The sequence below is a fragment of the Micromonospora sp. NPDC005171 genome, assembly GCF_040608575.1.
Taxonomy (GTDB): domain Bacteria; phylum Actinomycetota; class Actinomycetes; order Mycobacteriales; family Micromonosporaceae; genus Micromonospora.
Map to the genome: position 1 here is coordinate 39885 of NZ_JBEXIM010000010.1, position 24060 is coordinate 63944.

26 protein-coding genes are annotated in these 24060 nt (G+C 73.1%); 9 read left to right on the top strand and 17 right to left on the bottom strand.

The genetic code is table 11. The features are described from left to right. Nucleotides 1-47: 47 nt before the first annotated feature. The gene (locus ABZU74_RS15470) at nucleotides 48-239 is read left to right on the top strand and encodes a hypothetical protein (protein ID WP_196922219.1); all 192 of its coding nucleotides are present in this window, start codon (nucleotides 48-50) and stop codon (nucleotides 237-239) included. A 121-nt stretch (nucleotides 240-360) separates the two neighbouring features. On the opposite strand, the gene ABZU74_RS15475 is transcribed toward ABZU74_RS15470, so the two are convergent. The 7 genes from ABZU74_RS15475 to ABZU74_RS15505 form a co-directional block, all read right to left on the bottom strand. Next, nucleotides 361-564, bottom strand: coding sequence for a cold-shock protein (locus tag ABZU74_RS15475; protein ID WP_030338233.1), 204 nt, complete (start codon nucleotides 562-564; stop codon nucleotides 361-363). Nucleotides 565-852: 288 nt separating this feature from the next. Continuing rightward, the gene (locus ABZU74_RS15480; protein WP_355423469.1) at nucleotides 853-1125 is read right to left on the bottom strand and encodes a DUF4235 domain-containing protein; all 273 of its coding nucleotides are present in this window, start codon (nucleotides 1123-1125) and stop codon (nucleotides 853-855) included. Beyond that, nucleotides 1122-1496, bottom strand: coding sequence for a DUF3618 domain-containing protein (locus ABZU74_RS15485; protein ID WP_355423471.1), 375 nt, complete (start codon nucleotides 1494-1496; stop codon nucleotides 1122-1124). The genes ABZU74_RS15480 and ABZU74_RS15485 overlap by 4 nt, the downstream gene beginning before the upstream one ends. Continuing rightward, nucleotides 1493-1927 (bottom strand): phage holin family protein, encoded by a 435-nt coding sequence (locus ABZU74_RS15490; RefSeq protein WP_355423474.1) that lies wholly within the window; start codon nucleotides 1925-1927, stop codon nucleotides 1493-1495. Before ABZU74_RS15490 ends, ABZU74_RS15485 begins: the two co-directional genes overlap by 4 nt. A gap of 333 nt (nucleotides 1928-2260) precedes the next feature. Continuing rightward, the gene (locus tag ABZU74_RS15495) at nucleotides 2261-3448 is read right to left on the bottom strand and encodes a mechanosensitive ion channel domain-containing protein (RefSeq protein WP_355423815.1); all 1188 of its coding nucleotides are present in this window, start codon (nucleotides 3446-3448) and stop codon (nucleotides 2261-2263) included. Nucleotides 3449-3531: 83 nt separating this feature from the next. Further along, nucleotides 3532-4353, bottom strand: coding sequence for a DUF1206 domain-containing protein (locus tag ABZU74_RS15500; protein ID WP_355423476.1), 822 nt, complete (start codon nucleotides 4351-4353; stop codon nucleotides 3532-3534). Between the two features lie 59 nt (nucleotides 4354-4412). Continuing rightward, nucleotides 4413-4778 (bottom strand): hypothetical protein, encoded by a 366-nt coding sequence (locus ABZU74_RS15505; protein WP_203123035.1) that lies wholly within the window; start codon nucleotides 4776-4778, stop codon nucleotides 4413-4415. A 141-nt stretch (nucleotides 4779-4919) separates the two neighbouring features. On the opposite strand from ABZU74_RS15505, the gene ABZU74_RS15510 reads away from it, so the two are divergent. Both ABZU74_RS15510 and ABZU74_RS15515 read left to right on the top strand, forming a co-directional pair. After that, nucleotides 4920-6146, top strand: coding sequence for a cysteine desulfurase-like protein (locus tag ABZU74_RS15510; RefSeq protein ID WP_355423479.1), 1227 nt, complete (start codon nucleotides 4920-4922; stop codon nucleotides 6144-6146). Next, nucleotides 6143-6430, top strand: coding sequence for a GNAT family N-acetyltransferase (locus ABZU74_RS15515; protein WP_355423482.1), 288 nt, complete (start codon nucleotides 6143-6145; stop codon nucleotides 6428-6430). Before ABZU74_RS15510 ends, ABZU74_RS15515 begins: the two co-directional genes overlap by 4 nt. Nucleotides 6431-6440: 10 nt before the next feature. Here the strand turns inward: ABZU74_RS15515 and ABZU74_RS15520 are convergent, their stop codons facing one another. Further along, nucleotides 6441-7931, bottom strand: coding sequence for a glycoside hydrolase family 3 N-terminal domain-containing protein (locus ABZU74_RS15520; RefSeq protein WP_355423484.1), 1491 nt, complete (start codon nucleotides 7929-7931; stop codon nucleotides 6441-6443). Nucleotides 7932-8148: 217 nt separating this feature from the next. Here ABZU74_RS15520 and ABZU74_RS15525 point away from each other — a divergent pair, with 217 nt between their 5' ends. The 4 genes from ABZU74_RS15525 (at nucleotide 8149) to ABZU74_RS15540 (ending at nucleotide 11669) form a co-directional block, all read left to right on the top strand. Further along, the gene (locus ABZU74_RS15525) at nucleotides 8149-8274 is read left to right on the top strand and encodes a hypothetical protein (protein WP_255750123.1); all 126 of its coding nucleotides are present in this window, start codon (nucleotides 8149-8151) and stop codon (nucleotides 8272-8274) included. A gap of 114 nt (nucleotides 8275-8388) precedes the next feature. Beyond that, the gene (locus ABZU74_RS15530) at nucleotides 8389-9339 is read left to right on the top strand and encodes a TIGR03557 family F420-dependent LLM class oxidoreductase (protein ID WP_355423487.1); all 951 of its coding nucleotides are present in this window, start codon (nucleotides 8389-8391) and stop codon (nucleotides 9337-9339) included. 106 nt (nucleotides 9340-9445) lie between these two features. Then, complete coding sequence (locus tag ABZU74_RS15535) at nucleotides 9446-11077, top strand: RecQ family ATP-dependent DNA helicase (RefSeq protein WP_355423490.1); 1632 nt, start codon at nucleotides 9446-9448, stop codon at nucleotides 11075-11077. 88 nt (nucleotides 11078-11165) lie between these two features. Next, nucleotides 11166-11669: a hypothetical protein gene (locus tag ABZU74_RS15540; RefSeq protein WP_355423493.1), complete on the top strand. Its 504-nt coding sequence runs from the start codon at nucleotides 11166-11168 to the stop codon at nucleotides 11667-11669. On the opposite strand, the gene ABZU74_RS15545 is transcribed toward ABZU74_RS15540, so the two are convergent. After that, on the bottom strand, nucleotides 11659-13245 hold the full coding sequence (locus tag ABZU74_RS15545; RefSeq protein WP_355423496.1) for an MFS transporter: 1587 nt from the start codon (nucleotides 13243-13245) through the stop codon (nucleotides 11659-11661). The two genes, ABZU74_RS15540 and ABZU74_RS15545, sit on opposite strands and share 11 nt — an antisense overlap. An 82-nt stretch (nucleotides 13246-13327) precedes the next feature. Here ABZU74_RS15545 and ABZU74_RS15550 point away from each other — a divergent pair, with 82 nt between their 5' ends. Further along, nucleotides 13328-14089: a TetR/AcrR family transcriptional regulator gene (locus tag ABZU74_RS15550; protein ID WP_355423499.1), complete on the top strand. Its 762-nt coding sequence runs from the start codon at nucleotides 13328-13330 to the stop codon at nucleotides 14087-14089. A gap of 9 nt (nucleotides 14090-14098) precedes the next feature. Continuing rightward, on the top strand, nucleotides 14099-15133 hold the full coding sequence (locus ABZU74_RS15555) for a helix-turn-helix domain-containing protein (RefSeq protein WP_355423502.1): 1035 nt from the start codon (nucleotides 14099-14101) through the stop codon (nucleotides 15131-15133). A gap of 156 nt (nucleotides 15134-15289) precedes the next feature. On the opposite strand, the gene ABZU74_RS15560 is transcribed toward ABZU74_RS15555, so the two are convergent. From ABZU74_RS15560 to ABZU74_RS15595, 8 genes are read right to left on the bottom strand one after another with little or no spacing between them, the layout of a single operon-like run. Next, nucleotides 15290-16273 carry a DNA topoisomerase IB gene (locus ABZU74_RS15560; protein ID WP_355423505.1) on the bottom strand — a complete coding sequence of 328 codons (984 nt, stop codon included), beginning with the start codon at nucleotides 16271-16273 and terminating at the stop codon, nucleotides 15290-15292. Further along, entirely contained in the window at nucleotides 16257-17210 is a 954-nt protein-coding gene (locus ABZU74_RS15565) for a glycosyltransferase family 9 protein (protein WP_355423508.1), read from the bottom strand. The genes ABZU74_RS15560 and ABZU74_RS15565 overlap by 17 nt, the downstream gene beginning before the upstream one ends. Beyond that, the gene (locus ABZU74_RS15570; RefSeq protein ID WP_355423511.1) at nucleotides 17207-17908 is read right to left on the bottom strand and encodes an SDR family oxidoreductase; all 702 of its coding nucleotides are present in this window, start codon (nucleotides 17906-17908) and stop codon (nucleotides 17207-17209) included. Before ABZU74_RS15570 ends, ABZU74_RS15565 begins: the two co-directional genes overlap by 4 nt. Continuing rightward, on the bottom strand, nucleotides 17905-19362 hold the full coding sequence (locus tag ABZU74_RS15575; protein WP_355423818.1) for a PfkB family carbohydrate kinase: 1458 nt from the start codon (nucleotides 19360-19362) through the stop codon (nucleotides 17905-17907). The genes ABZU74_RS15570 and ABZU74_RS15575 overlap by 4 nt, the downstream gene beginning before the upstream one ends. Nucleotides 19363-19393: 31 nt before the next feature. After that, the gene (locus tag ABZU74_RS15580) at nucleotides 19394-20086 is read right to left on the bottom strand and encodes an SIS domain-containing protein (RefSeq protein ID WP_355423514.1); all 693 of its coding nucleotides are present in this window, start codon (nucleotides 20084-20086) and stop codon (nucleotides 19394-19396) included. Then, nucleotides 20083-21300, bottom strand: a complete 1218-nt coding sequence (locus ABZU74_RS15585; protein WP_355423517.1) for a glycosyltransferase — start codon at nucleotides 21298-21300, stop codon at nucleotides 20083-20085. The genes ABZU74_RS15580 and ABZU74_RS15585 overlap by 4 nt, the downstream gene beginning before the upstream one ends. Further along, complete coding sequence (locus ABZU74_RS15590; RefSeq protein WP_355423520.1) at nucleotides 21285-22259, bottom strand: glycosyltransferase; 975 nt, start codon at nucleotides 22257-22259, stop codon at nucleotides 21285-21287. Before ABZU74_RS15590 ends, ABZU74_RS15585 begins: the two co-directional genes overlap by 16 nt. After that, nucleotides 22256-23932 (bottom strand): HAD-IIIA family hydrolase, encoded by a 1677-nt coding sequence (locus ABZU74_RS15595; protein WP_355423523.1) that lies wholly within the window; start codon nucleotides 23930-23932, stop codon nucleotides 22256-22258. Before ABZU74_RS15595 ends, ABZU74_RS15590 begins: the two co-directional genes overlap by 4 nt. Nucleotides 23933-24060: the final 128 nt, after the last annotated feature.

Sequence of the window (24060 nt, forward strand, 5' to 3'; positions counted from 1 at the left end):
GATGCTGGACTGCGGCGCGCCGCCCCGGGCGGTGGAGAGGGGACGCGATGAGGGGCTGGCTTCCGCTCACCCTCGGCCTGCTGGCCGTGGTGATCGGTGCGGTGTGGACGGTCCAGGGCCTCGGCTACGTCAGCGGCAGCGTGATGACCGACGAGAAGATCTGGGCGGTGATCGGCCCGCTCGTGGCGGCGGCCGGGCTGGTGGTGATCTGGCTCGGCCTGCGCTCGCGTCGACGCTGACCGGTCGCTGGTCCGGGAAGCCTGAACAGGCGGAAGCCCCGCATCCCAACCGGGATGCGGGGCTTTCGCGCGACCCTTGAGCCGGATCGTCCCACTGGCCGGCGGGGGCCGGCCGTCCTAATCAGATGGGACGGACCTGCTCAGCCTGCGGGCCCTTCTGACCCTGAGCGATCTCGAACTCCACCCGCTGGTTCTCCTCCAGCGAGCGGTAGCCGCTGGTCTGGATGGCCGAGAAGTGGACGAACACGTCAGCACCCCCACCATCGACGGTGATGAAGCCGAAGCCCTTGTCAGCGTTGAACCACTTCACGGTTCCCTGAGCCATGTGTATCTCCCTCTAAAAACTGGCGGCCGTGCACGCCGTCCGGCCGATTGGCCGTTTTTGAGCAGCGGCGCCTGAGGCAGCCCCACGAAGGAGACTTCTCTCAACCCACGCCATCTCGCAACAGCGGGGACCAGCAAATCACGTACGCAAAAAGTCTGTCACGACCTCTCCGACGAATTTCTCCGACATGTGACCTGACGGATGCCTCAGGTGTGCCGGGCGGCGTGCGATGCCATGCGAAAGCCCCCTTCCCATCGATGCGGGAAGGGGGCTGAAGTCGCTGCATGGTCAGTCCGGCCAGCTGCCGGTCATCCGGCGTACGCCGACCGCGCCGCCCCGGTCCACGGCGGCCCGGACGACCGCGAAGATCGCGCCCTGCAACGCCGCGGCGGCCAGGATCTCGCCCCAGCCGCGATCCTCGTCGGTCGCGTTGGGCGCCTCACCGTCGCCCGCGGTGACCTTCCAGACCTGCCGGAAGATCACCCCGGCCACCGTGCCTGCGGCGATACCCAACAACACGCCGACCGGCCGGTACGCGACCCTGCCGATGCTCTTACTCACCTACGCCTCCCCCGCACGATCATCAGCACCACCACTGTGGCCACCGCACCGGCCGCGATGGCCGCCCACGGCACCGGGTTGCGGCGCACCAACTCGCCCTTGTCGTACGCCTGTGCGCGTACCAACTCGCCCTTCTCGTACGCCTGCGCCCGCGCTATCCCGGCGCCACGCGCGGCCTTTCCGCGGACCCGGGCGACGGTCTGCGCGGCCTGCTCACGCATCCGCCCTTTGGCCTGCTCGGCGGACTCCTTGAGACGCGCCTTGACGTCGGCCTTGGCGGCCAACGCCTCCATCGTCTCGCCCAACTCGACCCGGGTGCGACGGATCTCCTCGCGGAGGGCCTCCGTGTCGCCGGTCCCGTTGCCGGTCATCGCCGCCCCCTGTCCTTCACCGCGGCGGTGACAGTGTCCATGTCTGCGCGGAGGCTGCGGACCGTGGCCGCCGGCATCGGCGGGACGGCACGGCTGACCTGCTTCTTGCCCACCAGGGCGAGGATGCCGGCCACCAGGAAGCAGGCCACCGCCACGATCAGCGCCGCGGCCCAGGCGGGCAACACCAGGTCGAGCAGCAGGATCGCCGTGGCGACCAGCGCGCCCAGGCCGAAGAACGCGAGCGCGCCACCGCCGCCGAACAGGCCGATCCCGATGCCCGCGTGCTTACCCTTCTGGGTCAACTCCGCTCGGGCCAGCGTCAGTTCGTCCCGCACGAGGCGGGAGATCTGCTCGGTGGCCCGTTGCACCAGCTCGGCGGTGGAGGGCTCGCTCCCGTTCTGGGATGTGCGGGCTTTCGCCACGTCAGCCATGCTGTCCTCCTTTCCTCATCACCGCGCTGTATGCCCGGAGTCGCCGCTCGTCAATCCTAAAGCGCACCGAGCGGCTCACCGTCCCCGTTGTCCGGACGCCGCGCCGCTGATACGCGGCCAGCCGCCGCGATCACGCCAGAGACGTCCGGCAGCACATCCCCCACCCAAGCCCGACCAAACCTCCCGCAACGGACCCTCTCCCCCGATCACGCTCCCCCCGGCCCCACAGCGGTGATCATCAGGCCGGGCGGGGACGAACCCGACGCATCCGCCCGGCAGGTCCATGATCGCCGGGGCGCGGGCGGGCGGGTCGGGGCGGCGGGGCGGGCAGGGTTAAGGGCGGGTTTCTTCGGGGCCCACGAAGGCTTCGCTGCGGGCGTCGCCGTCGTCGCTGCCGCCGAAGACCCGGGCGTCGTCGGGCGCCTCGGTGTCCGACAGCTGGCGGGCCGGCCGTCGCGGCTGCACCCACTGCCAGGACAGGTTGCTGGTGGAGTCGCCCAGCTCGGTGCGCAGCCGGGGCATCGCGGTCGGCCGGTTGTCCCGGATCCAGGCGACCAGGTGCTCCCGGACGAGGCAGCGCAGGTCCCACAGGCTGCCCGCGTCGGCGGCGCTGACCAGCGCCCGCAACCGCACCATCCCGCCGGTGGCGTCGGTGACCTGGAGGACGCAGACCCGCCCGTCCCACAGCTCGGTGCCCTCGACGAGGCGGCGCAGCTCCTCGCGCATGGTCTGCACCGGCACCGCCCAGTCGACGTCGAACTCCGCGGTGCCGAGCACCGCCGCCTCCGTCCGGGTCCAGTTCTGGAACGGCTTGCTGGTGAAGTACGAGGTCGGCAGGATCAACCGGCGGTCGTCCCAGATCTGCACCACGACGTAGCTGAGGGTCAGCTCCTCGACTCGACCCCACTCCCCCTCGACGACGACCACGTCGTCGAGCCGGACGGCGTCGCTGAAGGCGAGTTGGAGCCCGGCGAAGACGTTGCCGAGCAGGCTCTGCGCGGCGAGCGCGGCCACCACACCGACCACACCGGCCGAGGTCAGCACACCGGCGCCGATCCCCCGCACGCTGGGGAACGTCATCAGCATCACGCCGACGGTCAGGATCACGATCACCGCGATGGTCAGTCGGCGCAGCATCACCACCTGGGTCCGTACCCGCCGGGCGTGCCGGTTGTCCGGTACGTCGACCCGGAACCGGGCCAGGGCGGTGTCCTCCACGACGACCAGCAGGCAGGCGACCAGCCAGGCGGTGGTGGCGATCACGCCGAGGACGAGCAGGTGCAGCAGCAGCTGCCGCCAGTGCTCGCCGACCGCGTACCCGGTGCTGAACCGGACGGCGAACTGCACGGCCAGGACCGTTCCGGCGACCTGGAACGGGCGGTGCGCGTGGTCGGTCAGCTCGGTCAGCAACAGTGACCGGCGGCCGAACCGCCGGGTCAACCGGTGGACGACCTCGACCAGAAACAGGGCGACCGCCGCCGCGACGAGCGCGGCGACGGCCGTTTCGAGATAGTTCTGCACGGCTTCGGTGCTCCCCTTCGACCAGGCGTCGGGCACTTCGGGCAAAAGCCCAAGAGTGCCCGACGGCCCGGGAATCGACCAGTTCAGACCTTGCGGTACCGGGACTGGAGGAAGCAGTAGACGCCGAAGGCGGCGATGCCCAGGGCGACCAGGGTCAGCAGGGTCGTGCCGTACGACTGCTCGCGCAACGTGTGCAGCGCGGCGTCCAGACCCCGGGCCTTCTCCGGGTCGTAGTTCACAGCGGCCACGATGATCAGCAGACCGGCGATGCCGTACGCGATGCCCTTGGCGACGTACCCGGCGATGCCGAGCCGGCGGGCCAGCTTGCGGGTCTTCGGGCTCATCTCGCCGGTCTTCAGGTGCTTCTCGAAGCGCTTGACGATGCCGTAGATCACCAGGCCGACACCGATCGCGGCGAGCACCAGCCCGGCCAGGCCGACCAGCCAGCGGCCACCGCTGGAGGTCATCAGCTTGCCGGTCAACGCCTCCTGCTGGTCGGCGCTGTTCGACCCGGCGTTTTTGAAGACCTTGAAGGCGGTCCAGGCGAAGTAGAGGTAGACGATGGTCCGACCGGCCGAGGCGAGCCGTTCGATGACCCGCTCCTTGTCGCGCTCGGCGCGGTGCCCGACCGCCGCCTCCAGCGCCTGCCAGATCGCCATCGCGAGCAGGCCGACCGCGACGGCGATGACCAGGAACTTACCGAGGGGCTGTGCGGAGAGGGTACGCAGCGCGCCAGACTGGTCGCCGTCGTCGGACGACGTGCCGAACGCGATCTGCAACGCCAACCAGGCGAAGAGAAGGTGAACGATGCCGTAGCCGATGAAGCCGGCCCGGGCGAGGAGTTCCAGCCACCGGCTGTCCGCCGTACGGGAGGCGGTGGCTTCGGCGCTACGGGTGAGTGACATGGCGTCACAATCTCCGAATCGGAAGATTCCCAAACGTCGGCCACCGCCGCCCGCCCAGCTCAGCTGCCCGGGTTGCGCGATACGCGAATCTTGACCTGCTGGTCGGTCACGCTGTCCAGGGTGACCGCGAAGCCCCCGGCCTCGGCGGCCTGCTGGCCGGTGGTGAGGGTGAGCTGCTCACCGGCGACCTCGACGGTCACCTGGTCACCCTCGGCGCCGACCAGCTTGGCCTCGACGCCCAGGATGGTGGCGCTCGCGTCGACACCCCGCTCGAAGGTGACAGTGCAGGCGTCCAGGCCGCAGTCGGTGGAGGCGCCCTGGGAGCTGCACCCGGCGAGCACGGCGAGGCCGAGCGCCAGACCGGCGAAGAGACCGGCGGCGCGGCGGACGGAAGGAATGGGCATGGTGGCGGGTCGGTTCGTCACCTCGCCAAGAGTACGAGACATCCGCGACGTCACCGCCGAACGGTGATCACCCGGCGGCCGACCAGGGCACCGAGAGCACCGAGAGCACCGAGAGCACCGAGAGCACCGAGAGCACCGAGAGCACCGGCTAGGGTCCGGGACATGCCGTTCGAAATCGCCCGCACCCGGGCCGCCTACCCCGCCCTGACCGAGGGCTTCGTCCATCTCGATGGTGCCGGCGGCACCCAGACCGCGGCCGGTGTGATCGACGCGGTCGCCGACGCCATGCGCTCGGCCGTCGGCAATCGCAGCGCCGCCAACGTTGCGGGTCGCCGATCGTTGGAGCTGGTGGCCGAGGCCCGTTCGGCGGTGGCCGACCTGCTCGGCGCCGACCCGGCCGGGGTGGTGCTCGGCCCGAGCGCGACAGCGCTGACGTACACCCTGGCCCGCACGCTCGGCGCGGCCTGGCGCCCGGGTGACGAGGTGGTGGTCTCCCGGCTCGACCACGACGCGAACGTCCGGCCGTGGGTGCAGGCCGCCGAGGCGGCCGGCGCGACGGTGCGCTGGGCCGAGGTCGACCGGCACACAGGTGAGCTGCCCGCGGCCCAGTACGCCGACCTGGTCGGTGAGCGGACCCGGTTGGTCGCGGTGACCGCCGGCAGCAACGCCATCGGCACCATGCCGGACGTGTCGGCGATCGCCAAGACCGCGCACTCGGTCGGCGCGTTGGTCTACGTCGACGGGGTGCACTCGGTTCCGCACGGGCCGACCGACCTGGCCTCACTCGGTGCCGACGTGCTGGTCACCAGCGCGTACAAGTGGTCCGGGCCGCACCTGGCGGCGATGGTCGCGGACCCGGCCCGGTGGGCGGCGCTGCGCCCGGCGAAGCTGGTGCCGTCCTCCGACGCGGTGCCGGACCGGTTCGAGTACGGCACGCCGAGCTTCCCGCTGCTGGCCGGTGTGGCCGCCGCGGTGGATCACCTGGCCGGGCTGGACCCGGACGCGGTCGGGGACCGCCGGGCGCGGGTGCGGGCCGGCCTGGCCGCCGCCCAGGCGCACGAGGAGGCCCTGCTGGACCGGCTGCTGGCCGGGCTGGCGCAGCGGCCGGCGATCACCGTCTACGGCTCGCCGGCGCGGCGCTGCCCGACTGTCTCGTTCCGCGTCGCCGGGTTGTCGCCGGCGGCCACCCAGGAGGCGTTGGGCGCCGCCGGGTTCTGCCTGTCGGTCGGCGACTACTACGCCTACGAGTACTTCCAGCTGATGGGTCTGCGCGACAGCGGCGGCGCGGTGCGGGCCAGCATCTACCACTACAACACGGCCGACGAGGTGGACCGGTTGCTCGGCGAACTCGACGCGCTGGCCGAACCGGCGGGGACAATGGCCGGATGAGCACCCTGGTCGAGGACAACCCGGCGAAGCACCGCTTCGAGATCCTGGTCGACGACGCGTTGGCCGGCTTCACCGCGTACCTGCCGCGCGGGGAGGTCCTGGTCTTCACCCACACCGAGGTGGACAAGAGCTTTCAGGGCAAAGGGGTGGGCGGCACGCTGATCCGCGGCACCCTGGACCAGCTCCGGGCACGCGGCACGACTGTGGTGCCGCAGTGCCCCTTCATGGCCGCGTTCATCGACAAGCACCCCGAGTACGCCGACCTGGTCGCCGACCTCCCCTAGCGCGGGCGGGTCAGCGGGCGCCGGTGAGCACCTCGGCGGCGGCCCGTCCGCTGGCCCGGGTGGCGCCGTGGGTGGCCAGGTGCACCGCCCCGGTGACCAGCTCGGGCACGCCCAACTCGACCACCACCGCGTCCGGCCGGGCGGCCAACGCGCGCTGCACGGCGGCGCGCATCCAGTCGTGCCGGTGCAGGTCACGGACCACCAGTACCAGGGGGCGGCTGCCCGCCCCGGCGCCCGGGTCGGCCGGCACGTCGGGTTCGGCGTAGCGGACCGTGCTGGTGTCGGGCAGCAGTTCGGCCAGTGGCCCGCCGATGCCCCACGGGGTTTCGGCGCCGATCGCGATGTTGCGCAGCGGCTCGAACTCGACGACGTGCGCCGCGCGGGTCAGTGGCAGAGCCACGGTCGTGCCCGCAGCGGCGGTGACCCGGACGGCCCGGCGGGCGGCGACAAGCCCGACGTCGGCGGCGCCGCGCGCTCCGGCCGAGCCGGCGCCGCGGGCGGCCACCGCCCAGGCGGCGAGTTGACCGACGCGCTTGGCGGCCTCGGCGAGGCGTTCCTCGGGCAGCTCACCGGAGACGACGGCGGCCACGATGGCGTCGCGCAGCTCGCGGGCGTCCTGCTCGCCGGCCCGTTCGCCACCGATGCAGATCGCGTCGGCGCCGGCGGCGAGGGCACGGACCGTCGCCCCGGCGAAGCCGTACCGGTCGGCGACCGCGCGCATCTCCATCGCGTCGGTGACCACCACGCCGGAGAAGCCCAGCTCGTCGCGGAGCAGCCCGCCCAGGATGCGCTGGCTCAGCGTCGCCGGCAGCTGCGGGTCGAGCGCGGGCACCAGCAGGTGGCCGGTCATCACCGCCTGCACCCCGGCGGCCACGGCGGCACGGAACGGGGCCAGTTCGCAGGCGTCGAGCCGGTCCCGGTCGGCGGTGATCCGGGGCAGGTCGTGGTGCGAGTCGACGCGGGTGTCGCCGTGCCCGGGGAAGTGCTTGGCGCAGGCCGCGACGCCACCGGCCTGGAGCCCGCGGACCCAGGCGGCGGTGTGCCTGGCGACGAGCGCCGGGTCCGCGCCGAACGAGCGGACGCCGATCACCGGATTCGCCGGATTGGAGTTGACGTCGGCGTCCGGGGCGTAGTTGAGGGTGATCCCCGCCGCGGCCAGCTCGACGCCGAGGTCCCGGGCGACGGCCTCGGTCAGCTCCGGGTCGTCGACGGCACCGAGGGCGAAGTTGCCGGGCCGGGAGCTGCCGTGCACCGACTCCAGCCGGGTGACGTCGCCGGCTTCCTCGTCGATCGCCACGATGACGTCCGGCCGTTCCGCGCGTAGCGTCGCGGTGAGCGCTGCCACCTGCTCGGTGTCGATGACGTTGCGGGCGAAGAGCACCACCGAGCCGAGACCCTCACCGAGCCAGCGGCACACCCACGGTGGCGGGGTGGTGCCGACGAAGCCTGGTTGCAGGACGGCGGCGGCGAGCGCCGGAAGGTGCCCGGTGGTGGTGGTCACGCCACCCCCTCGCAATGATCAATGTCGATCACCGGCGACGGCGCGCCCCCGTCGATCCGCTGGTTGCGCTCGCTCATGCGGCCCCCGTACCCCATCTCTCGCGCGCCCTCGGCGCACCGCCACCGGCAGGCGGTCCTGCCATGGTCACACTGGGCCATTCAATAGTCAATAAACCTTACAGTTGCCTGGCGGCCCGCTCCCCGGGGAGAGTGCGGGGATGGATCCCGTCCTGCTGGCCGACGCGACGAGCCCGGCCGACATCCCCGGCGTACGCCTGCTCGGCCTGGTGGTCGGCGCCCTGCTGCTGCTCGCCGCGATCCGGGCGATGTTCGGTCGACGCTGACCCCGACGACGACGAGAGGCCGACGCCGACCCGGACGACGGCGAGCCGGTGTGACCCGACGCCGCCGGGGTAGGGCTCTCCCCATCAGCAGATCCGCGTGCCGAAGGGGAAGCCATGAAGATCGGATACTTTCTGTCCAGTGAGGAGTTCACGCCGGCCGAGTTGCTGGAGCAGGCGCGCGGTGCCGAACGGGCCGGCTTCGAGGCGCTGTGGATCTCCGACCACTACCACCCCTGGGTGGACGCACAGGGCCAGAGCCCGTTCGTCTGGTCGATGATCGGCGCGCTCAGCCAGGTCTGTTCGCTGCCGGTGACCACTGCGGTGACCTGCCCGACGCTGCGGATCCACCCGGCCGTGATCGCGCAGGCCGCGGCGACCAGCGCGGTGCTGCACGGTGGCCGGTTCGTGCTCGGCGTCGGCACCGGCGAGGCGCTCAACGAGCACATCTTCGGCGACGCCTGGCCGCAGGCCGACGTCCGGTTGGAGATGCTGGAGGAGGCCGTCGAGGTGCTGCGCGCGCTGTGGGGCGGGGACTTCGTCAACCACCACGGCAAGCACTACACGGTGGAGCACGCGAGGATCTACACCCTGCCCGACGCTCCCCCGCCGATCTACGTCTCCGGCTTCGGGCCGAAGGCCATCGACCTGGCCGCCCGGATCGGCGACGGCTACGTCAGCACCATGCCCGACGGCGAGATGGTCCGGCGCTTCCGCGAGAACGGCGGCGGCGACAAGCCGTGCCAGGCCGGCTTCAAGGCGGCGTACGCCGACAGCGAGGACGAGGGGATGCGCATCGCGTACGAGCGCTGGCCCAACGCGGGGGTGCCGGGTGAGCTGTCCCAGGTGCTGCCCTCGCCGCGCCACTTCGAGCAGGCCGCCGAACTGGTCAAGCCGGAGATGCTGAAGGAGGCGTTCGTCTGCGGCAACAGCGCCGACGCGCACCTGGAGATGATCGACAAGTACGCCAAGGCCGGCTTCGACGAGGTCTACGTGGCCAACACCGGCCCGCACTACCAGGGGCTGTTCGACCTCTACCAGCGCGAGGTCCTGCCCCGCCTGCGCTGAGCCGCGCCCGATCGACGAGCCGGTCATCGAGGGCATGGACGGTGCCCTGCCTGTGATCGTCCGAACGCGTTTCGGCGGTCATGGGCTCGGGTACCTCCGGCCCTCGATGAAACTGTCCACGCACTCGATGACGTTGCGCCGCGCGGCCCGCAGCCTTTTCGGCTGGAAGGCGCTGCGGCCCAACCAACTGGCCGCCATGCGCGCGGTGATGAAGCGACGCGACGCCCTGGTGGTGTTGCCCACCGGGGCCGGCAAGTCGGCGATCTACCAGATTCCGGCCAGCCTGATCCCCGGTCCCACAGTGGTGATCTCCCCCCTGCTGGCTCTCCAGCAGGACCAGATCGCCTCCCTCAACGAGCGGCAACGCCCGGAGCTGCGGGCGGTGCGGATCAGCTCGAACGAGTCGCCCACCCAGCAGGCCGAGGCGATCACCGAGATCCGCGAGGGCCGGGCGGAGTTCCTCTTCATCACCCCGGAACAGCTCAGCAACCCCGAGCGGATGGCCGAGGTCGCCGGGCTGAAGCCAGCGCTGGTGGCGATCGACGAGGCACACTGCATCTCCGCGTGGGGGCACGACTTCCGCCCCGACTACCTGGCGCTCGGGCACCTCATCGACGGCATCGGCCGACCACCCGTGGTCGCGTTGACCGCCACCGCCTCCCCTCCGGTGCGCGACGACATCATCGCCCGGCTGCGGCTGCGCGAGCCGGAGGTGGTGGTCTCCGGTCTGGACCGGCCGAACCTGTTCGTCGAGGTCGCGCACTGCCCCACCGAGGACTACCGGTGGCGACGGCTGATCGCGCTGCTAGGCGACGACGAGCGGCCCGGGATCATCTACGTGCCGACCCGTCGCGCCGCCGAGGAGTTGGCCACCCGGTTGACCGACGCCGGCTTCCCGGCGCAGTTCTACCACGGTGGGATGGCGGCCGGCGCGCGCGCCGAACTGCACGAGGCGTTCCTCGCCGACCAGGTCCCGATCATGGTGGCGACCTCGGCGTTCGGCATGGGCATCGACAAGCCGAACATCGCCTGGGTGGCGCACATGGCACTGCCCGACTCTCCGGACAGCTACTTCCAGGAGATCGGCCGGGCCGGACGCGACGGGCAACCGGCCCGGGTGCTGCTGCTCTGGCAGGCCGAGGATGTGGGCCTGCAACGGTTCTTCAGCGGTGGCCTGCCCGACGTCGACGAGCTGCGCGACCTCGCGGCGCTGCTGCGCCGCAAGCCGGCCACCAAGACCGAGCTGCGCGAGACCACCGGCCTCGGGCCGCGCAAGCTGGGCCAGTACCTTTCCCTGCTGGAGCAGGTCGGGGCGGCCGAGCCGCGCGCCCGGCAGCGGATTGGCGCCCCCCGTTACTCCCCCACCCCGGCCGACGCCGCCGCGGCGGCGCTGGCCGAGGCGGAGCGCCAGCAGACAGTGACCCGGTCCCGCACCGACATGATGCGGGCCTTCGCCGAGACCCGGGCCTGCCGGGGGCAGACCCTGCTGGCCTACTTCGGCGAGCAGATGACGCAGGTCTGCGGCCACTGCGACAACTGCCACAACGGCACCAGCGTGGCCGACCAGGGTGCGGTCGGGCCGTTTCCGGTGCACAGCCAGGTGCGTCACCCGGAGTGGGGGCCCGGCCTGGTGCTCTCGTACGAGGAGGACAAGATGACGGTTCTCTTCGATGAGGTCGGGTACAAGACGTTGTCGGTGCGCGTGGTGTCCGAACAGGGCCTGCTGACCCTGGACTAGCCTGACCCGGGCGCCGGTGTCGGGCCCGGTGGATCGACCAAGCGAAGCACCGATTGACCAAGCAGAGCAGGGCGGAAGGGGCATTGCCGTGATCGAGCAACCGGCGTACACCGGTTTCGGTTTCTCCGACGGGGAGTGGGGGCTGCTGGTCGGCCTGCCGCAGTCGGTGCTGACCGCGGCGAGCGCCGCCGAGTCCGACGGCACCCGCCGGACCATGGCGGAGAACGCGGCCGGTCTGGAGACCATCGCCGCCGGCCGGGAGTCGGCCAGCCCGCTGGTCGCCGCCGTGGCCGGCGAGATCGTCACCCGGGTCGGCGACCCGGAGACCGGCGAGGAGTTGCCGGTCATCTCGCCCGCCGACCCCGCGGCGTACATCGACGACGTGCTGCTGCGGGCCGGTCAGGCCGCCGAGCTGCTGGCCGGCCGGGTCGACGAGGGTGCGGCCGGGGCGTACAAGCACTGGCTCGTGAAGATCGCCGAGCAGGTCGTGGGCGCCGCGTCCAGCGGTGGGCTGCTGGGCATCGGCGGCGAGTCGGTCAGCGACTCCGAGCGGCGTTTCCGCGACCGGCTCGCGCACGTGCTCACCGACTGACCGACGACAACGAGGTATCGGCCGGACCGGTCGGCTCGACGGCCAGCGCCGTGGAGTCGGCCGGTTTCACGCCGCGCAGCGCGACCAGCGCGGTGACCGCGCCCACCAGCATCACCGCCATGGCGGCGTACGCGGCCAGGTGCAGCCCGTCGGTGAACGCGACAGCGGCGGCGTGCCGCACCGCGTCGGCCAGGTCCGCCGGCAGCCCCTGGGCGACAGCGAGCGCACCGCCCAGGGTCTCCTGGGCCGCGGCACCGGTGTCGGCGGGCAGCCCGGCCGGCAGGCCGTCGACGACCTCGCGGCGGTAGACCGCCGCGCCCACGCTGCCCAGGATCGCCATTCCCAGCGCACCGCCCAGCTCACTGCTGGACTCGGTCAGCGCCGACGCGACCCCGGCCTGCTCGGGCGGTGCCGCGCCGAGGACCAGTTCGGTGACGAGGGACATCACCATCACCAGGCCACCGGCGTAGACACTGGCGCCGACGAGCAGCAGCCACAGCGGCGTCTCCGGCGTGACCTGGGTCAACACCGCGAAGCCGACCACCGCGATCGCGAACCCCGCACCGATCAGGTACGCCCGTTCGACGCGCTGGGCGAGGGCGGCGGCGGCCGGTGCGACTCCGCCCACGGCGAGGGACGGCACGAGGCTCCAGAGTGCCGCCCGTAGCGGGCTCAGGCCGAGCACCAGTTGGAGGTGCTGGGTGGTGAAGATGGCGAAGCCGACGATGGCGAACATCGCCAGCAGGTTGACAGCGAGCGACCCGCCGAAGCCGCGGCGGCGGAACAGTCCGAGGTCGACCATCGGGTACGCCCGGGTCCGCTGTCGGTGCAGGAAGAGCGCGCCCACCAGCAGGCCGCCGACGATGGCGAGCACCCGCACCAGGCTGAGGCCGTCGCGGGCCATCTCCTTGACGCCGTAGATCACCGGCAGCAGCGCGCCAAGCGACAGGGCCGCGCTGGTCAGGTCGAACCGACCGGTCGCCGGGTTGCGGAACTCGGGCACCAGGAGCGGGACGAGCAGGAGCAGCATCAGCATCGCCGGGATGTTGATCAGGAAGATCGAGCCCCACCAGAAGTGCTCCAGCAGGATGCCGCTGAGCACCGGGCCGATCGCGATGCCGCCGGTGAGGGTGGCGGTCCAGATGCCGATGGCGGTGCCGCGCTGCTTGGCGTCGTGGAACATGTTGCGCACCAGGGCGAGCGTCGAGGGCATCAGGGTGGCCCCACCGACGCCGAGCACGGCGCGCGCGGCGATGAGCGTCGCGGTGCTGTCGGCGTACGCGGCCAGCAGCGACGCCGCCCCGAACGCGGTGGCGCCGATCAGCAGGAGCCGGCGGCGGCCGATCCGGTCACCCAGGGCGCCCATGGTGATCAGCAGCCCGGCCAGCACGAACCCGTAGATGTCGAAGATCCAGAGCTGCTCGGTGGCGGTGGGCCGCAGCTCCGCGCTGATGAACGGGACGGCGAAGTAGAGCACCGACACGTCCATCGAGACCAGGAGCAGCGGCAGCATCAGCACCGTGAGCCCGATCCACTCCCGTCGGCCCGCCCGCGGCGTCGGTGTGTTGGTCGTCATGATCAGTTCCTCCTCTGCGTATGGCGTACGCTGTTATGCGTAGACCATACGCAGAACTAGGATGGCGAGGCAAGGAGGAAATGTGGCGGCGAAGACAGACGACAGCGGGCCGGTAATCCCGCCGGCGATCGAGAGCGCGTGGGGGCTGCGGGACCGACCACCCAAGGGCCCACGGCCGGGGATGAGCGTGCCCACCATCGTGGACGCCGCCGTGCGGGTGGCCGACGCCGACGGCCTTGCGGCCGTCTCGATGAGCCGGGTGGCCAAGGAGTTGGGCGCCGCGACCATGGCCCTCTACCGCTACGTCGGCTCGAAGGACGAACTGCTGATGCTCATGGTGGACACCGGGTACGGCCCGTCCCCCGGCCCGCCCCCACCGGAGGCCGACTGGCGCGCCGGCCTCACCCGGTGGGCCTGGGCCGAGCACACTGTGCTGCGGCAACGGTCCTGGCTGCTGCACGTGCCGATCAGCGGCCCACCGATCACCCCGCAGCAGCTCGGCTGGATGGAGGACGGGCTGCGCTGCCTCGACGGCACCACGCTCGGCGAGGGCGAGAAGATGTCGGTGCTCCTGCTGATCACCGGGTACGTCCGCAACGAGGCCACCCTCACCTCGCAGATCGCCGAGGGCAGCCGGACGGCCGGCGTCGAGCCCGGCGAGATGATGCCGGCGTACGGCCGGGTGGTGGCCCGGCTCATCGACCCGGCCCGCTTCCCCGCGCTGCACCGGGTGCTGAGCGCCGGTGTGCTCCACCAGGACGACGACCCCGACGACGAGTTCGTCTTCGGCCTGGACCGGATCCTCGACGGCGTCGAGGCGCTGATCCAGCGTCGAGCGGGCTGAGGGAGCCGGATGCTACCGAGAGACACCATCGACACCACCGTCCTGCCACCTGGCGAACGGTTCGGCATGTGGCTGGACCTGGTGGCGCGCACCTCGGCGCCGCTGCGCATCCAGTCCCCGCACAGCGACGACTTCGCCGCCCGCGCCGACTTCATCGCGCTCGGCCCGATCCAACTGGTGGAATACCGCTACCCGTCGCTGGACGCCACCCGCACCCGGAAGCTGGTCCGTCAGTCCGACCCGGAGCTGTACATCCTCGCCCTCACCACCGGCGGCATCGGCACGTCCAGCCAGGACGGTCGGCGCAGCGAGATCCTGGCCGGCGAGTTCACCTTCTACGACGGGTCCCGGCCGCACGACGTGTGCCACCACGCCATCGAGCCGGAGCGCGAGGACGCGACCTCGATCATCACGCTGATCCCGCACGCCGCGCTGCCGCTACCGCCGCAGCGAATGGCCGCGCTCTACGGCGGCCGGATGTCCGGCAGCGAGGGGATCGGGGCGCTGCTGGCGCAGTTCCTGCTCCAGGTGACCGGACACCCCGAGCAGTACCATGCCGCCGACGCCAGCCGGCTCGGCGCGGTGGGGCTCGACCTGGCCACCACCATGCTCGGCCGGCATCTCGTCGCCGAGGACGCCGTACCCACCGAGGTCCGCCGCCGGGCGCTGCTCACCCAGGTGCAGTCGTACATCCACCGCCACCTCGGCGACGCGACGCTCGGCCCGCAGGTCGTCGCCGACGCGCACCACATCTCGGTGCGGTCCCTGCACCGGTTGTTCGAGGCCGAGGACACCACTGTGGCGTCGTACATCCGGGATCTGCGGTTGGCCCGGTGCCGGCGCGACCTGACCGACCCGGCGCTGCGCAACCACACCGTGCAGACCGTCGCGGCGCGGTGGGGATTCACCGACAAGGCCCACTTCAGCCGGGCATTCCGGACCGCGTACGGGACCACCCCGCAAGAACACCGCGACAGTGGCTCGGATTTGGCGCGGATCGTCAACCGCCAGGCATCCACCGTCAACTCGCTGCCGGCAGACTGACACCAACGCGGCCGGCCATCGCCTGGTAGGCCGCCAACGGGGGCCGTGGCGAGGCGCCCGCCGCGCGAGCGGCGGGCGGCCGCCCGGTGGCACCCCGCTCACGCCCGAGGCTCCGGTCCCGTCGCGTTTCCCCCCCAGGACCGCCGACGGGGCCGGTCAGGCCCCCTCCAGCAGCTTCAGGACGACCCGCTCCGCCTCCTCACGAGGCGCCTGCGGATCCACCGACGCCACCACCCCGTCGTGGTAGAGGTCGACCACCCGAGGGTCCACGTACGACGCCCGAGCCACCGTCGGCGTGTTGCCCAGCAGATCCGCCACCTCACGCATCACGGCGACCACCGCCCTGCGCCGGGCGGTCACCGAGCGGGCCGGGCCGACGGTGGCCAGCTCGGTGGCCGCGAGCACCGTGGCGTGCCAGGTGCGGAAGTCCTTCGCGGTCATCTCCCCACCGCTGGCGTCGCGCAGGTAGCCGTTGACCTCGTCGCTGCGCACGTCGCGCCACTCCCGACCGTCCCAGTAGCCGAACAGCCGTTCCGCCCGTCGCCGACGACGGCGCAGATTGACAAGCACCTGGCACAGCTCCGGGTCCTCGATCCTGCGTACCTGCTCGATGCCCCCCTTCGCGGGAAACACGAACACCACGCAGCCGCGTCGGGACCGGGCATGCTCGGGGCGCAGGGTGGACACCCCGTACGTCGGGTCGTCGCCGTTCGCGTACTGGTCGCTGCCGACCCGGAACATCCCCATGTCCAGCAGTCGGGCCACAGTCGCCAGCACCCGGTCCCGGCCCAGTCCACGGCCGTCCAGGTCGCGCCCCACCCGTTCGCGCAGCGTCGGCAGCCGCCGGGCCACCTCCAGCATGTGGTCGAACTTCGCCTCGTCCTGCTTCTCCCGCCACCGCGGGTGGTAGACGTACTGCTTGCGACCCGCGGCGTCGATCCCGATCGCCTGGATGTGCCCGTTCGGGTGCGGCGCGATCCACACGTCCTGCCAGGCCGGCGGGATGACCAACTCCCGCAGCCGGGCCAGGACATCCGGATCCCGCACCGGAGCCCCGGACGGGTCGACGAACAGCCAACCCCGTCCGCGCCGACGCCGTCCGTACCCCGGTCGACCCGGGTCGCTACGCCGCAACCGCACCGGAGACCCGCACCACCCTCTCCACCTCGGCCACGGCGGTCAGCACCTCGTCAAGGCGCAGAGCCGCCATCGTCGGGTGGCTTCCTACCCCGTCCCACCCGGGCCAATCCGCCTCGCCGGCCCAGAGCACCCGGTGCCGTGGCCGGTCCGGTGGTGGCCCCCAGTGCGCCGGTGGCACCGGCCCGAAGAGGACGACCGACGGGGTGCCGTACCCGGTGGCCAGGTGGGCGACCCCGGTGTCCCCGCTGACCACCAGCCGGGCGTCGGCCACCAGCGCGGCGAGCGCGCCGAGGTCGGTCCGGCCGGCGAGGACGGCGTGCGAGCTCAGACCCGCCGCCTCGGCCACCCGGGAGGCCAACGCCCGTTCGTCGGCCGACCCGGTGAGCAGCACCCGGTGCCCCTGGCCGGTCAGCGCCCGGGCCAGCGCCGCGAACCGCTCGGCGGGCCACCGCTTGGCCGGGATCTTGCTGCCCGGGTGCAGCAGTGTGACACCGCTGGGCAGCCCCGCCGAGGCGGGCCGACGCAGGCTGAGGTCAGCGCGGTCGGCCGGGATGTCGTACCAGGACAGCAGCCGGCACCACCGATCCACCTCGTGCTCGTCGACGGCCCAGCGCGGGCCGTCGGCGAAGCCGGCGTCCGGGCTGGCGAAGGCGAGCAGCCGACCGGGCCGGGTGGCCGCGAGCAGCCGGTGCGACTGCGGGCCGCGCCCGTGCAGGTTCACCGCGACCCGCGGGGCCGTCCCCACCCGGAGGGGTCGATCCAGCCCGGTGGTATCCACCAGCCGGTCGACGCCACCGACCAGGTCGACAAGGGGGGCCAGCCAGCCGGGCGCGGCGAGCGCCAGCTCCCGCGACGGGTACGCGGCCCGCAGCGCCCGCAGCGCGGGCACCGCGGTCACCAGGTCGCCGACGCCGAGGGCGCGCAGCACGAGGATCACGGGTACGAGGTCTCCTGCTCGGCGCAGACCACCATCTCGCGCACCGCGCAACCGGGCGGCTGGTTGAGCGCGAACATGATCGCGGCGGCGGTGTCGGCGGGCTCGTTGAGGATCGCGTCCGGCCCCGGCTTGTACTGCGGGTCACGCTCGTCGAAGAACGCGGTGCGCATCCCGCCCGGAATGAGCAGGGTGACGCCGACCTGACCGGCCAGCTCGGCGGCGAGGGCTCGGGTGAAACCCACCACCCCGAACTTCGCCGCGCAGTAGGCGGTGGCGTCGCTGACCGCCTTGACGCCCAGGGTGGAGGCGACCGTGACGATGCGGCCCCGGGAGGTCAGCAGGAACGGCAGCGCGGCCCGGATCACCGCCGCGGTCGCCAGCAGGTCGACGGCGACGATGCGGTCCCAGGTCTCCCCCGGCACGTCGGCGAGCCGGCCCGGCACGTCCGTCCCGGCGGCGGTGACCACCGCGTCCAGGCCACCGGCCTGCTCGGCGATGTGCTGGGTGGCCACCTCGGCGGCTCGCGTGTCGGCCAGGTCGCACTCGGTCCAGGACACCCCGTCGACCGGCGGCTGCCGGTCCAGCACGAGCGGTCGGCCACCGGACGCGGCGACAGCCGCGACCACCGCGGCGCCGAGCCCGCTGGCGCCGCCGGTGACCAGGACGGTGGGCCCGGCCTCGGGCCGCGTGGCGGTCATCGGGGCCGCTCCGCGAGCGTGCGGACGATCAGGTCGGTGGTGGAACGACCGTCCAGGTAGGGCACCACCACCGTGTTCCCACCCCAGCGGCGTAGGACCTCCGCCTCCGGCAGGGTGGCGCTCGCGTCCCCACCGCCGGTGGCGTAGTCGCCGCCCTTGACCCAGACGTCGGGGCGTACCCAGGACAGGGCCGCCTCCGGGGTCGGCTCGTCGAAGATGAGGACCGCGTCGACGCAGCCCAGGGCGGCCAGCAACCGACCGCGGTCAGCTTCGGACTGCACCGGCCGGTCCGGCCCCTTCAACCCCGCCACGCTGCCGTCGGAGTTCAGGCAGACGATCAGGCAGTCGCCGAGCTGACGGGCCGCCTCCAGGGTGGCCACGTGCCCGGCGTGCAGCAGGTCGAAGCAGCCGCCGGTCGCCACCACTGTGCCACCCGCGGCGCGCACCTCGGCCAGGAGCGTGGCGACGGCCGCGACCCCCACCCGGTCGGCCACCCCCGCGGTCACCGCGCCGCCTCGCGTGCGCGCCTGTGCGGTTCGCGACCCCAACCCGCTCCCCGCGCGCACCGCGGGCGCCGACGGAGGCAGCGCCGTCGCCACTCCCCCACCCGCCACGTACGCGGACGCCTCGGCGACCGCCACCTGCACCGCCTCCGAGACCAGCGCGCCCTGGGCCAGCGCGAGGCTGGCCGCCGCCGCGAACCGGTCACCGGCACCGCAGGTGTCCCCCTCGGCACTACCCGGTGTCGGCACCACGAGCGGCGTCGACCCGGCGTGGCAGAGCAGCGCTCCGTCACCGCCCAGCGTCACCGCGACCGCGCCGGCCCGCCAGCGCCGCCGTAGCCCCTGGGCGCCGCGGGACGCGGTGGCCAGGCGGGAGGCCCCGGGCAGCGCGGGGACCAACTCGCGCACCTCGGACTCGTTCGGGGTGGCCAGGTGTACGCCGGGCACCGCCGCCGGGCCGCGCGGGTGCGGGTCCCACACCACCGGCGCGCGGGTGGTGGCCAACGCGTCGCGCAGCGCGGGCTGCCGGGCCACTCCCCTGCCGTAGTCGCTGACCAGCACCGCCGAGGCCGCGCCGATCACCCGGAGCACCTCGTCGGAGGGCTGGCCCGGCTCCCCGGACGTGCCGCCCCGGTCGTGGCGCAGCAGCACCCGCCCCCGGGCCCGCAGCCGGATCTTCTCCGGCGTGGCGCCGGAGAGGGCAAGTGGAAACACCTGCACGCCGGCGGCGGCCAGCAGAGCGGACAGCCGGGCCCCGCCGGCGTCGTCGGCGAGCGCGGTCACCAACACCACCTCGGCGCCCTGCGCGGCGGCGAACACCGCCGCCAGCCCGGCGCCCCCGGGTCGGTCGGTGGCCGCGGTCTCGTCGAGCACCGGCACCGGGGAATCCGGGCAGAGCCGGTTCACCACACCTTCCACGTCCCGGTCGAGCAGGGTGTCCCCGAGCACCACCACAGGTCCCCTCACGCTTGCCTCCTCATCCTCACGCGTCGACCTGCTGTCCGGTCCCGCCGCCGAGCACCACCTCGACCCCGGTACGCACCGGTGCCGGCTCCGCCGACCCGGGGTGGACGACCACCGGATCGGCGACTGCCCCCAGCGCGGCGGGCAACTCCTGTTCGAGGTACTCGCAGAGCAGATGACTGGTCACCAGGTGCAGCTCCTGGACGACCTGGGTGTCCGGGGACGCGACGGCCAGCACGTCGTCGCAGGCGTCGGCGAGCGGATTGGGGGCGACGCCGGTGAGCGCCCAGGTGGTCACCCCGACGTCGCGGGCGGCCTGCGCGGCGGCGACCAGGTTGGGGCTGGTTCCGCTGGTGCTCAGCAGCAGCAGGATGTCGCCCGGGCGGCCGTGGGCGCGCACCTGGCGGGCGTACACGTCGCCGTAGCCGTAGTCGTTGGCGATGGCGGTGAGCGCGCTCGTCTCGGCGTGCAGGGCGATCGCTGACAGCGGCTGACGGTCGTCGTGCAGCTTGCCGACCAACTCGGCGGTGAGGTGCTGGGCTTCGGCGGCGCTGCCGCCGTTGCCGGCGACCAGCAGGCGACCCCCGGCGGCCAGCCGGTGGGCCAGGTCCGCACCCCAGCGCGCCAGCTGTCGCTCACACCGCCGGTACGGCACCAGCGCCGCGGCGAGATTCGTCAGGTGGGTGTCGAGCAGGCTGCCCGTCGGCATCAAGCCACCACCCGGGTGGGCCGACGCACGGCGGCCACCTCGCTGTAGACCTCGACCAGCCGCTCGGCGGTGACCGCCCACGAGTACCGCGCCCGGGCCCGCTCCCGGGCCGCCGTCGCGTACGAGAAGCGCCTGATCCGGTCGTCGAGCAACCCCTGGATCGCGGTGGCCAACGCGTGGGGGTCCCGGGCCGGCACGAGGTCACCTGTCGTCCCGTCGAGCACTGTGTCCCGGATGCCACCCACCGCCGTGCCGACGACGGGCACCCCACAGGCCATCGCCTCCAGCGGGGTCAACCCGAACGGCTCGTACCAGGGCGCCGCGACCAGCAGGTCCGCCGAGCGGTACCAGCGGCCCATCTCCTCCCGGGGCACCGCGCCGACCAGGTGCACCCGGTCTGCCACCCCGCACGACTCCGCGAGGGCCCGCAGCCGGCGGGCGTACGGGTCGGTCTCCAACAGCCCCTCGGGTGGGCCGCCGACGACCAGGCACTCGGCGTCCGGGACCAGTGCCATCGCGCGGATCACGGTCTGGAAGCCCTTGCGTTCGACCAGCCGACCCACTGTGAGGATGCGGGCCCGTCCCGGTTCCCGGTCGGCGGCCGGCCCGAGCGGGGCGAAGGTGGTGAGGTTGACCCCGGAGGGCACCACTGTCATCCGGGACCGGGGCACCCCCATCCGGACCAGCTCGCCCACCTCGTCGCGGCACTGCGCGACGACCCGGTCCACCGAGCGGCCCAGCTCCCGCTCGTAGGAGACCCGTCGGGCCGGGCTGGTGTCCTGCACACCCTGGTAGCGGCGCTTCACAGTGCCCAGCGCGTGGTACGTCTGCACCACCGGCACCCCGGTCTGCCGGCCGGCGGTCAGCCCGGCCAGACCGCTCATCCAGAAGTGCGCGTGGATCACCTCGGGCACCCAGTCGCCGCCGCGCCAGCGCTCGATCAACCAGTTGCTGAACTCCCGCATGTGTGGCAGCAGCGCGTCCTTGGCCACCGGCTCGGCCGGGCCGGCCGGCACGTGCACCACGTCGTACCCGTCCGGGCTGCGGACGGTCACCGGCAGGTCGGGCGCGTCCCGGCGGGTGTAGACCCGCACCTCGTGCCCGGCGGCGGCGAGCGCGGCGGACAGCTCCGCGACGTGCGTGTTCTGGCCGCCGGCATCCTCCCCTCCGAGGACGGCGAGCGGGCTGGCGTGCTCCGAGATCATCGCGATCCGCATACTTCCTCCTCCAGCAGCCGGTCCCAGTCAGCGAGGAAACGGTCGAGGCCGTACCTGTCGCGCGCGGCGGTTCGCGCCGCCGCTCCGGCCTGACGCGCGGTCGCCGGTTCGGTGATGAACCGGCGGGCGGCGTCGAGCAGGGTGTCGGTCCGGGTGGCGAGCGCCCCCGCCTCCGGGGGCACCGCCACCACCGCCTCGGTGGTGGCGAGCGCGACGACGGGCATGCCGATCGCCATCGCCTCGATGAGGCTGAGCCCGAGGGAGGTCCATCGGCACAGGTGCAGGTACGCCCGCCGCCGGGCCAGCTCGGCGTGCATCCGGTCCTGGGGCACGTCGTCGTGGCTGGTGAGCCGGTCGGCCGGCAGCCCGAGGTGGTCGGCCAGACCGGCGACGCCCATGCCGAACACGTCGAGCGGTGCGATCTCGGCGAACTGGGGCAGCAGGTCGGTGCCGGTGACCCGACCTCGCCGGACCGGCTCGTTGATCACCACGGCGAGTCGGTCCAACTCGCCGCTGTAGGACGCGGAGGGGGCGACGATGCCGTGATCGACGACTGTGGTGCGGGTGGCGCCGGTGTCCCAGAATATCTGGTTGAACCCGGTGACGTGGGCGATGAGCAGGTCGTCGCGGTCGGCCATCGGGTGGCGGGTGTTGGGCACGTCGCCCTTGGGGGTGTTGTGTTCGACGTAGATCGCGGGAAGGTCGCGGCCGGGGCGACGGCGAAGCCACTCCTCGGCCCGGTCGATCTCCTCAGGGCGTTGCAGGATGACCACGTCGACGTCGGCGTCCGGCAGCTCCTCCGGGCTGACCTCGACCGCGCTGTCCGGCCACGGGTAGGTGCGGGCCCGGCCGAGGCCGTACGGGCCACGGTCGGGTGTGGTGGGAATCAGGTAGCGGTGGCTGCCGTGCACGAACGACGTGGTCCAGGAGCCGTGCACGTGCCAGAGCAGGATGTTCATTGGCTGCCACCACCGCTGACGGCGAGCGTCCGGAGCGCGTCGACCACCTCGTCCGGGTCGACCCCGCTGAGGCAGGGATGCCCGGGGACCGGGCAGCTGGCCGCCCGGGTGTCCCGGCAGGGCGCTGCGGCGTCGCCGAGCCGGACAGTGGGCACCCGGTAGGGCCCCCACTGGCCGAACGGGACGGTCGGCGCGAAGAGACTCACGACCGGCACTCCGGCAGCGGCCGCCAGGTGCGCGGGCCCGGTGTTGCCGACCACGACCGCGCCGGCGTCCGCGACGATCGCCGCCAGCCCGGCCAGGTCGGTGCTGCCGCCCAGGTCGGTGCCGCCGGCCGCGGCGACCCGGGCGGTGACCGCGCGCTCGTCCCGGCCGCCGGTGACCAGCACCCGGTGCCCCGCGTCGGTCAGCGCCCCGACGATCCGGGTCGCCACCTCGGGCGGGCAGGCCCGGCTCGACGCGGCCGACCCGGGGTGCAGCACCACGTACCCCGGATCGCCGAGACCGGCCGGGCGCGGCGGCACGGCGTCGCGGCGGAGCCGGAGGACGGGTTCGTCGCCGTCGGGCAGTCGGTGGCCGGCGGCGGCGGCCAGGGAGAGGGCACGTTCGGGTTCGGGAACGCCGCCCGGCACCCGGTGCCGGATGTCCAGGAGGGAGCCCGGATAGTCGTCGCTGATCGCCGCGATCCGGTCGATCCCCGCCATCCGCAACAGCAGCGCCAACGGCAGGGCGGACTGGTGGAACGAGGTGAACACCACCGCCTGGTCCACGCCGACCGCGCCCAGGCGCGCGGTCAGGCTCCGCATGGCCTCCGGGTCGACCGGCCCCGGCGTGGGGTCGATCCACGGCAGCGGATGCTCGATGATCTCGTCGACGCCGGGCAACAGGTTGGCGGCGGCCCGGCCGCGCGGCCCGCACAAGAGCACCACCCGCTCCGCGCCGGCCGCGACGGCCCGAATCGCCGGGCCGGTGACCAGCACGTCACCCGCCGAATCCGAGCGGACCACAAGCGCCGTCCGTACCGGTGCGGTGGGCGGGGTCGAGGGCTGCACTGCCTGTTGTCGGCGCAGGATCTCCGCTACCGCCGCCGGCAGATCGGTGGCCACCCACCCGGCGGCGGCGATCTCCTCCGGCCGGGTCACCGGGGTGGGCACCAGCACCCCGGCGGCCCCGGCGGCCAGCGCGGCGCCGACGTCCCGGCCGATGTCGCCGACCAGCACGCACCGGGACGCGGTGGTGCCCAACTCGCGGGCGGCGGCGTACACCAGGCCGGGCGCCGGCTTGCGGCAGTCACAGCCGTCGGCGTCGTCGTGCGGGCAGACCAGCCAGGCGTCGAACCGGCCCAACAGCTCCTCGACGCGGGCGTGCACCGCCCGCATCTGCTCACCGGTGAAGTAACCCCGGGCCAGGCCCGACTGGTTCGTGACGACCGCCAGCCGCAGCCCGGCCGCGCGCAGACGGTCCAGCGCCGCCCGCGCGCCCGGCACCGGCCGCACCTTCTCCGGGTCGCCGTTGTACGGCACGTCCTCGATCAGGGTGCCGTCGCGGTCCAGCAGCACCGCGTCGTAGAGCACCTGTCGGGGGCTTGCGACAGACCCGGAACCGGCGCGGTCAGCAGCGGCGTACACCTGGGCTGACCTGCGCTGATACGGATCCTCCTGGTCCTGTCGCACAGCCGGCGGGTTCCCTGCGCCCCGAGGAGTAAACGTCGCTGTCGAGGCGCTGGGCCAGCGCCGCCGGCGATGCCCCGGGTCGGCCTTACCCGCCGCCCCGGAGAAGCTAACCCGGTCAGCCGTTAGCC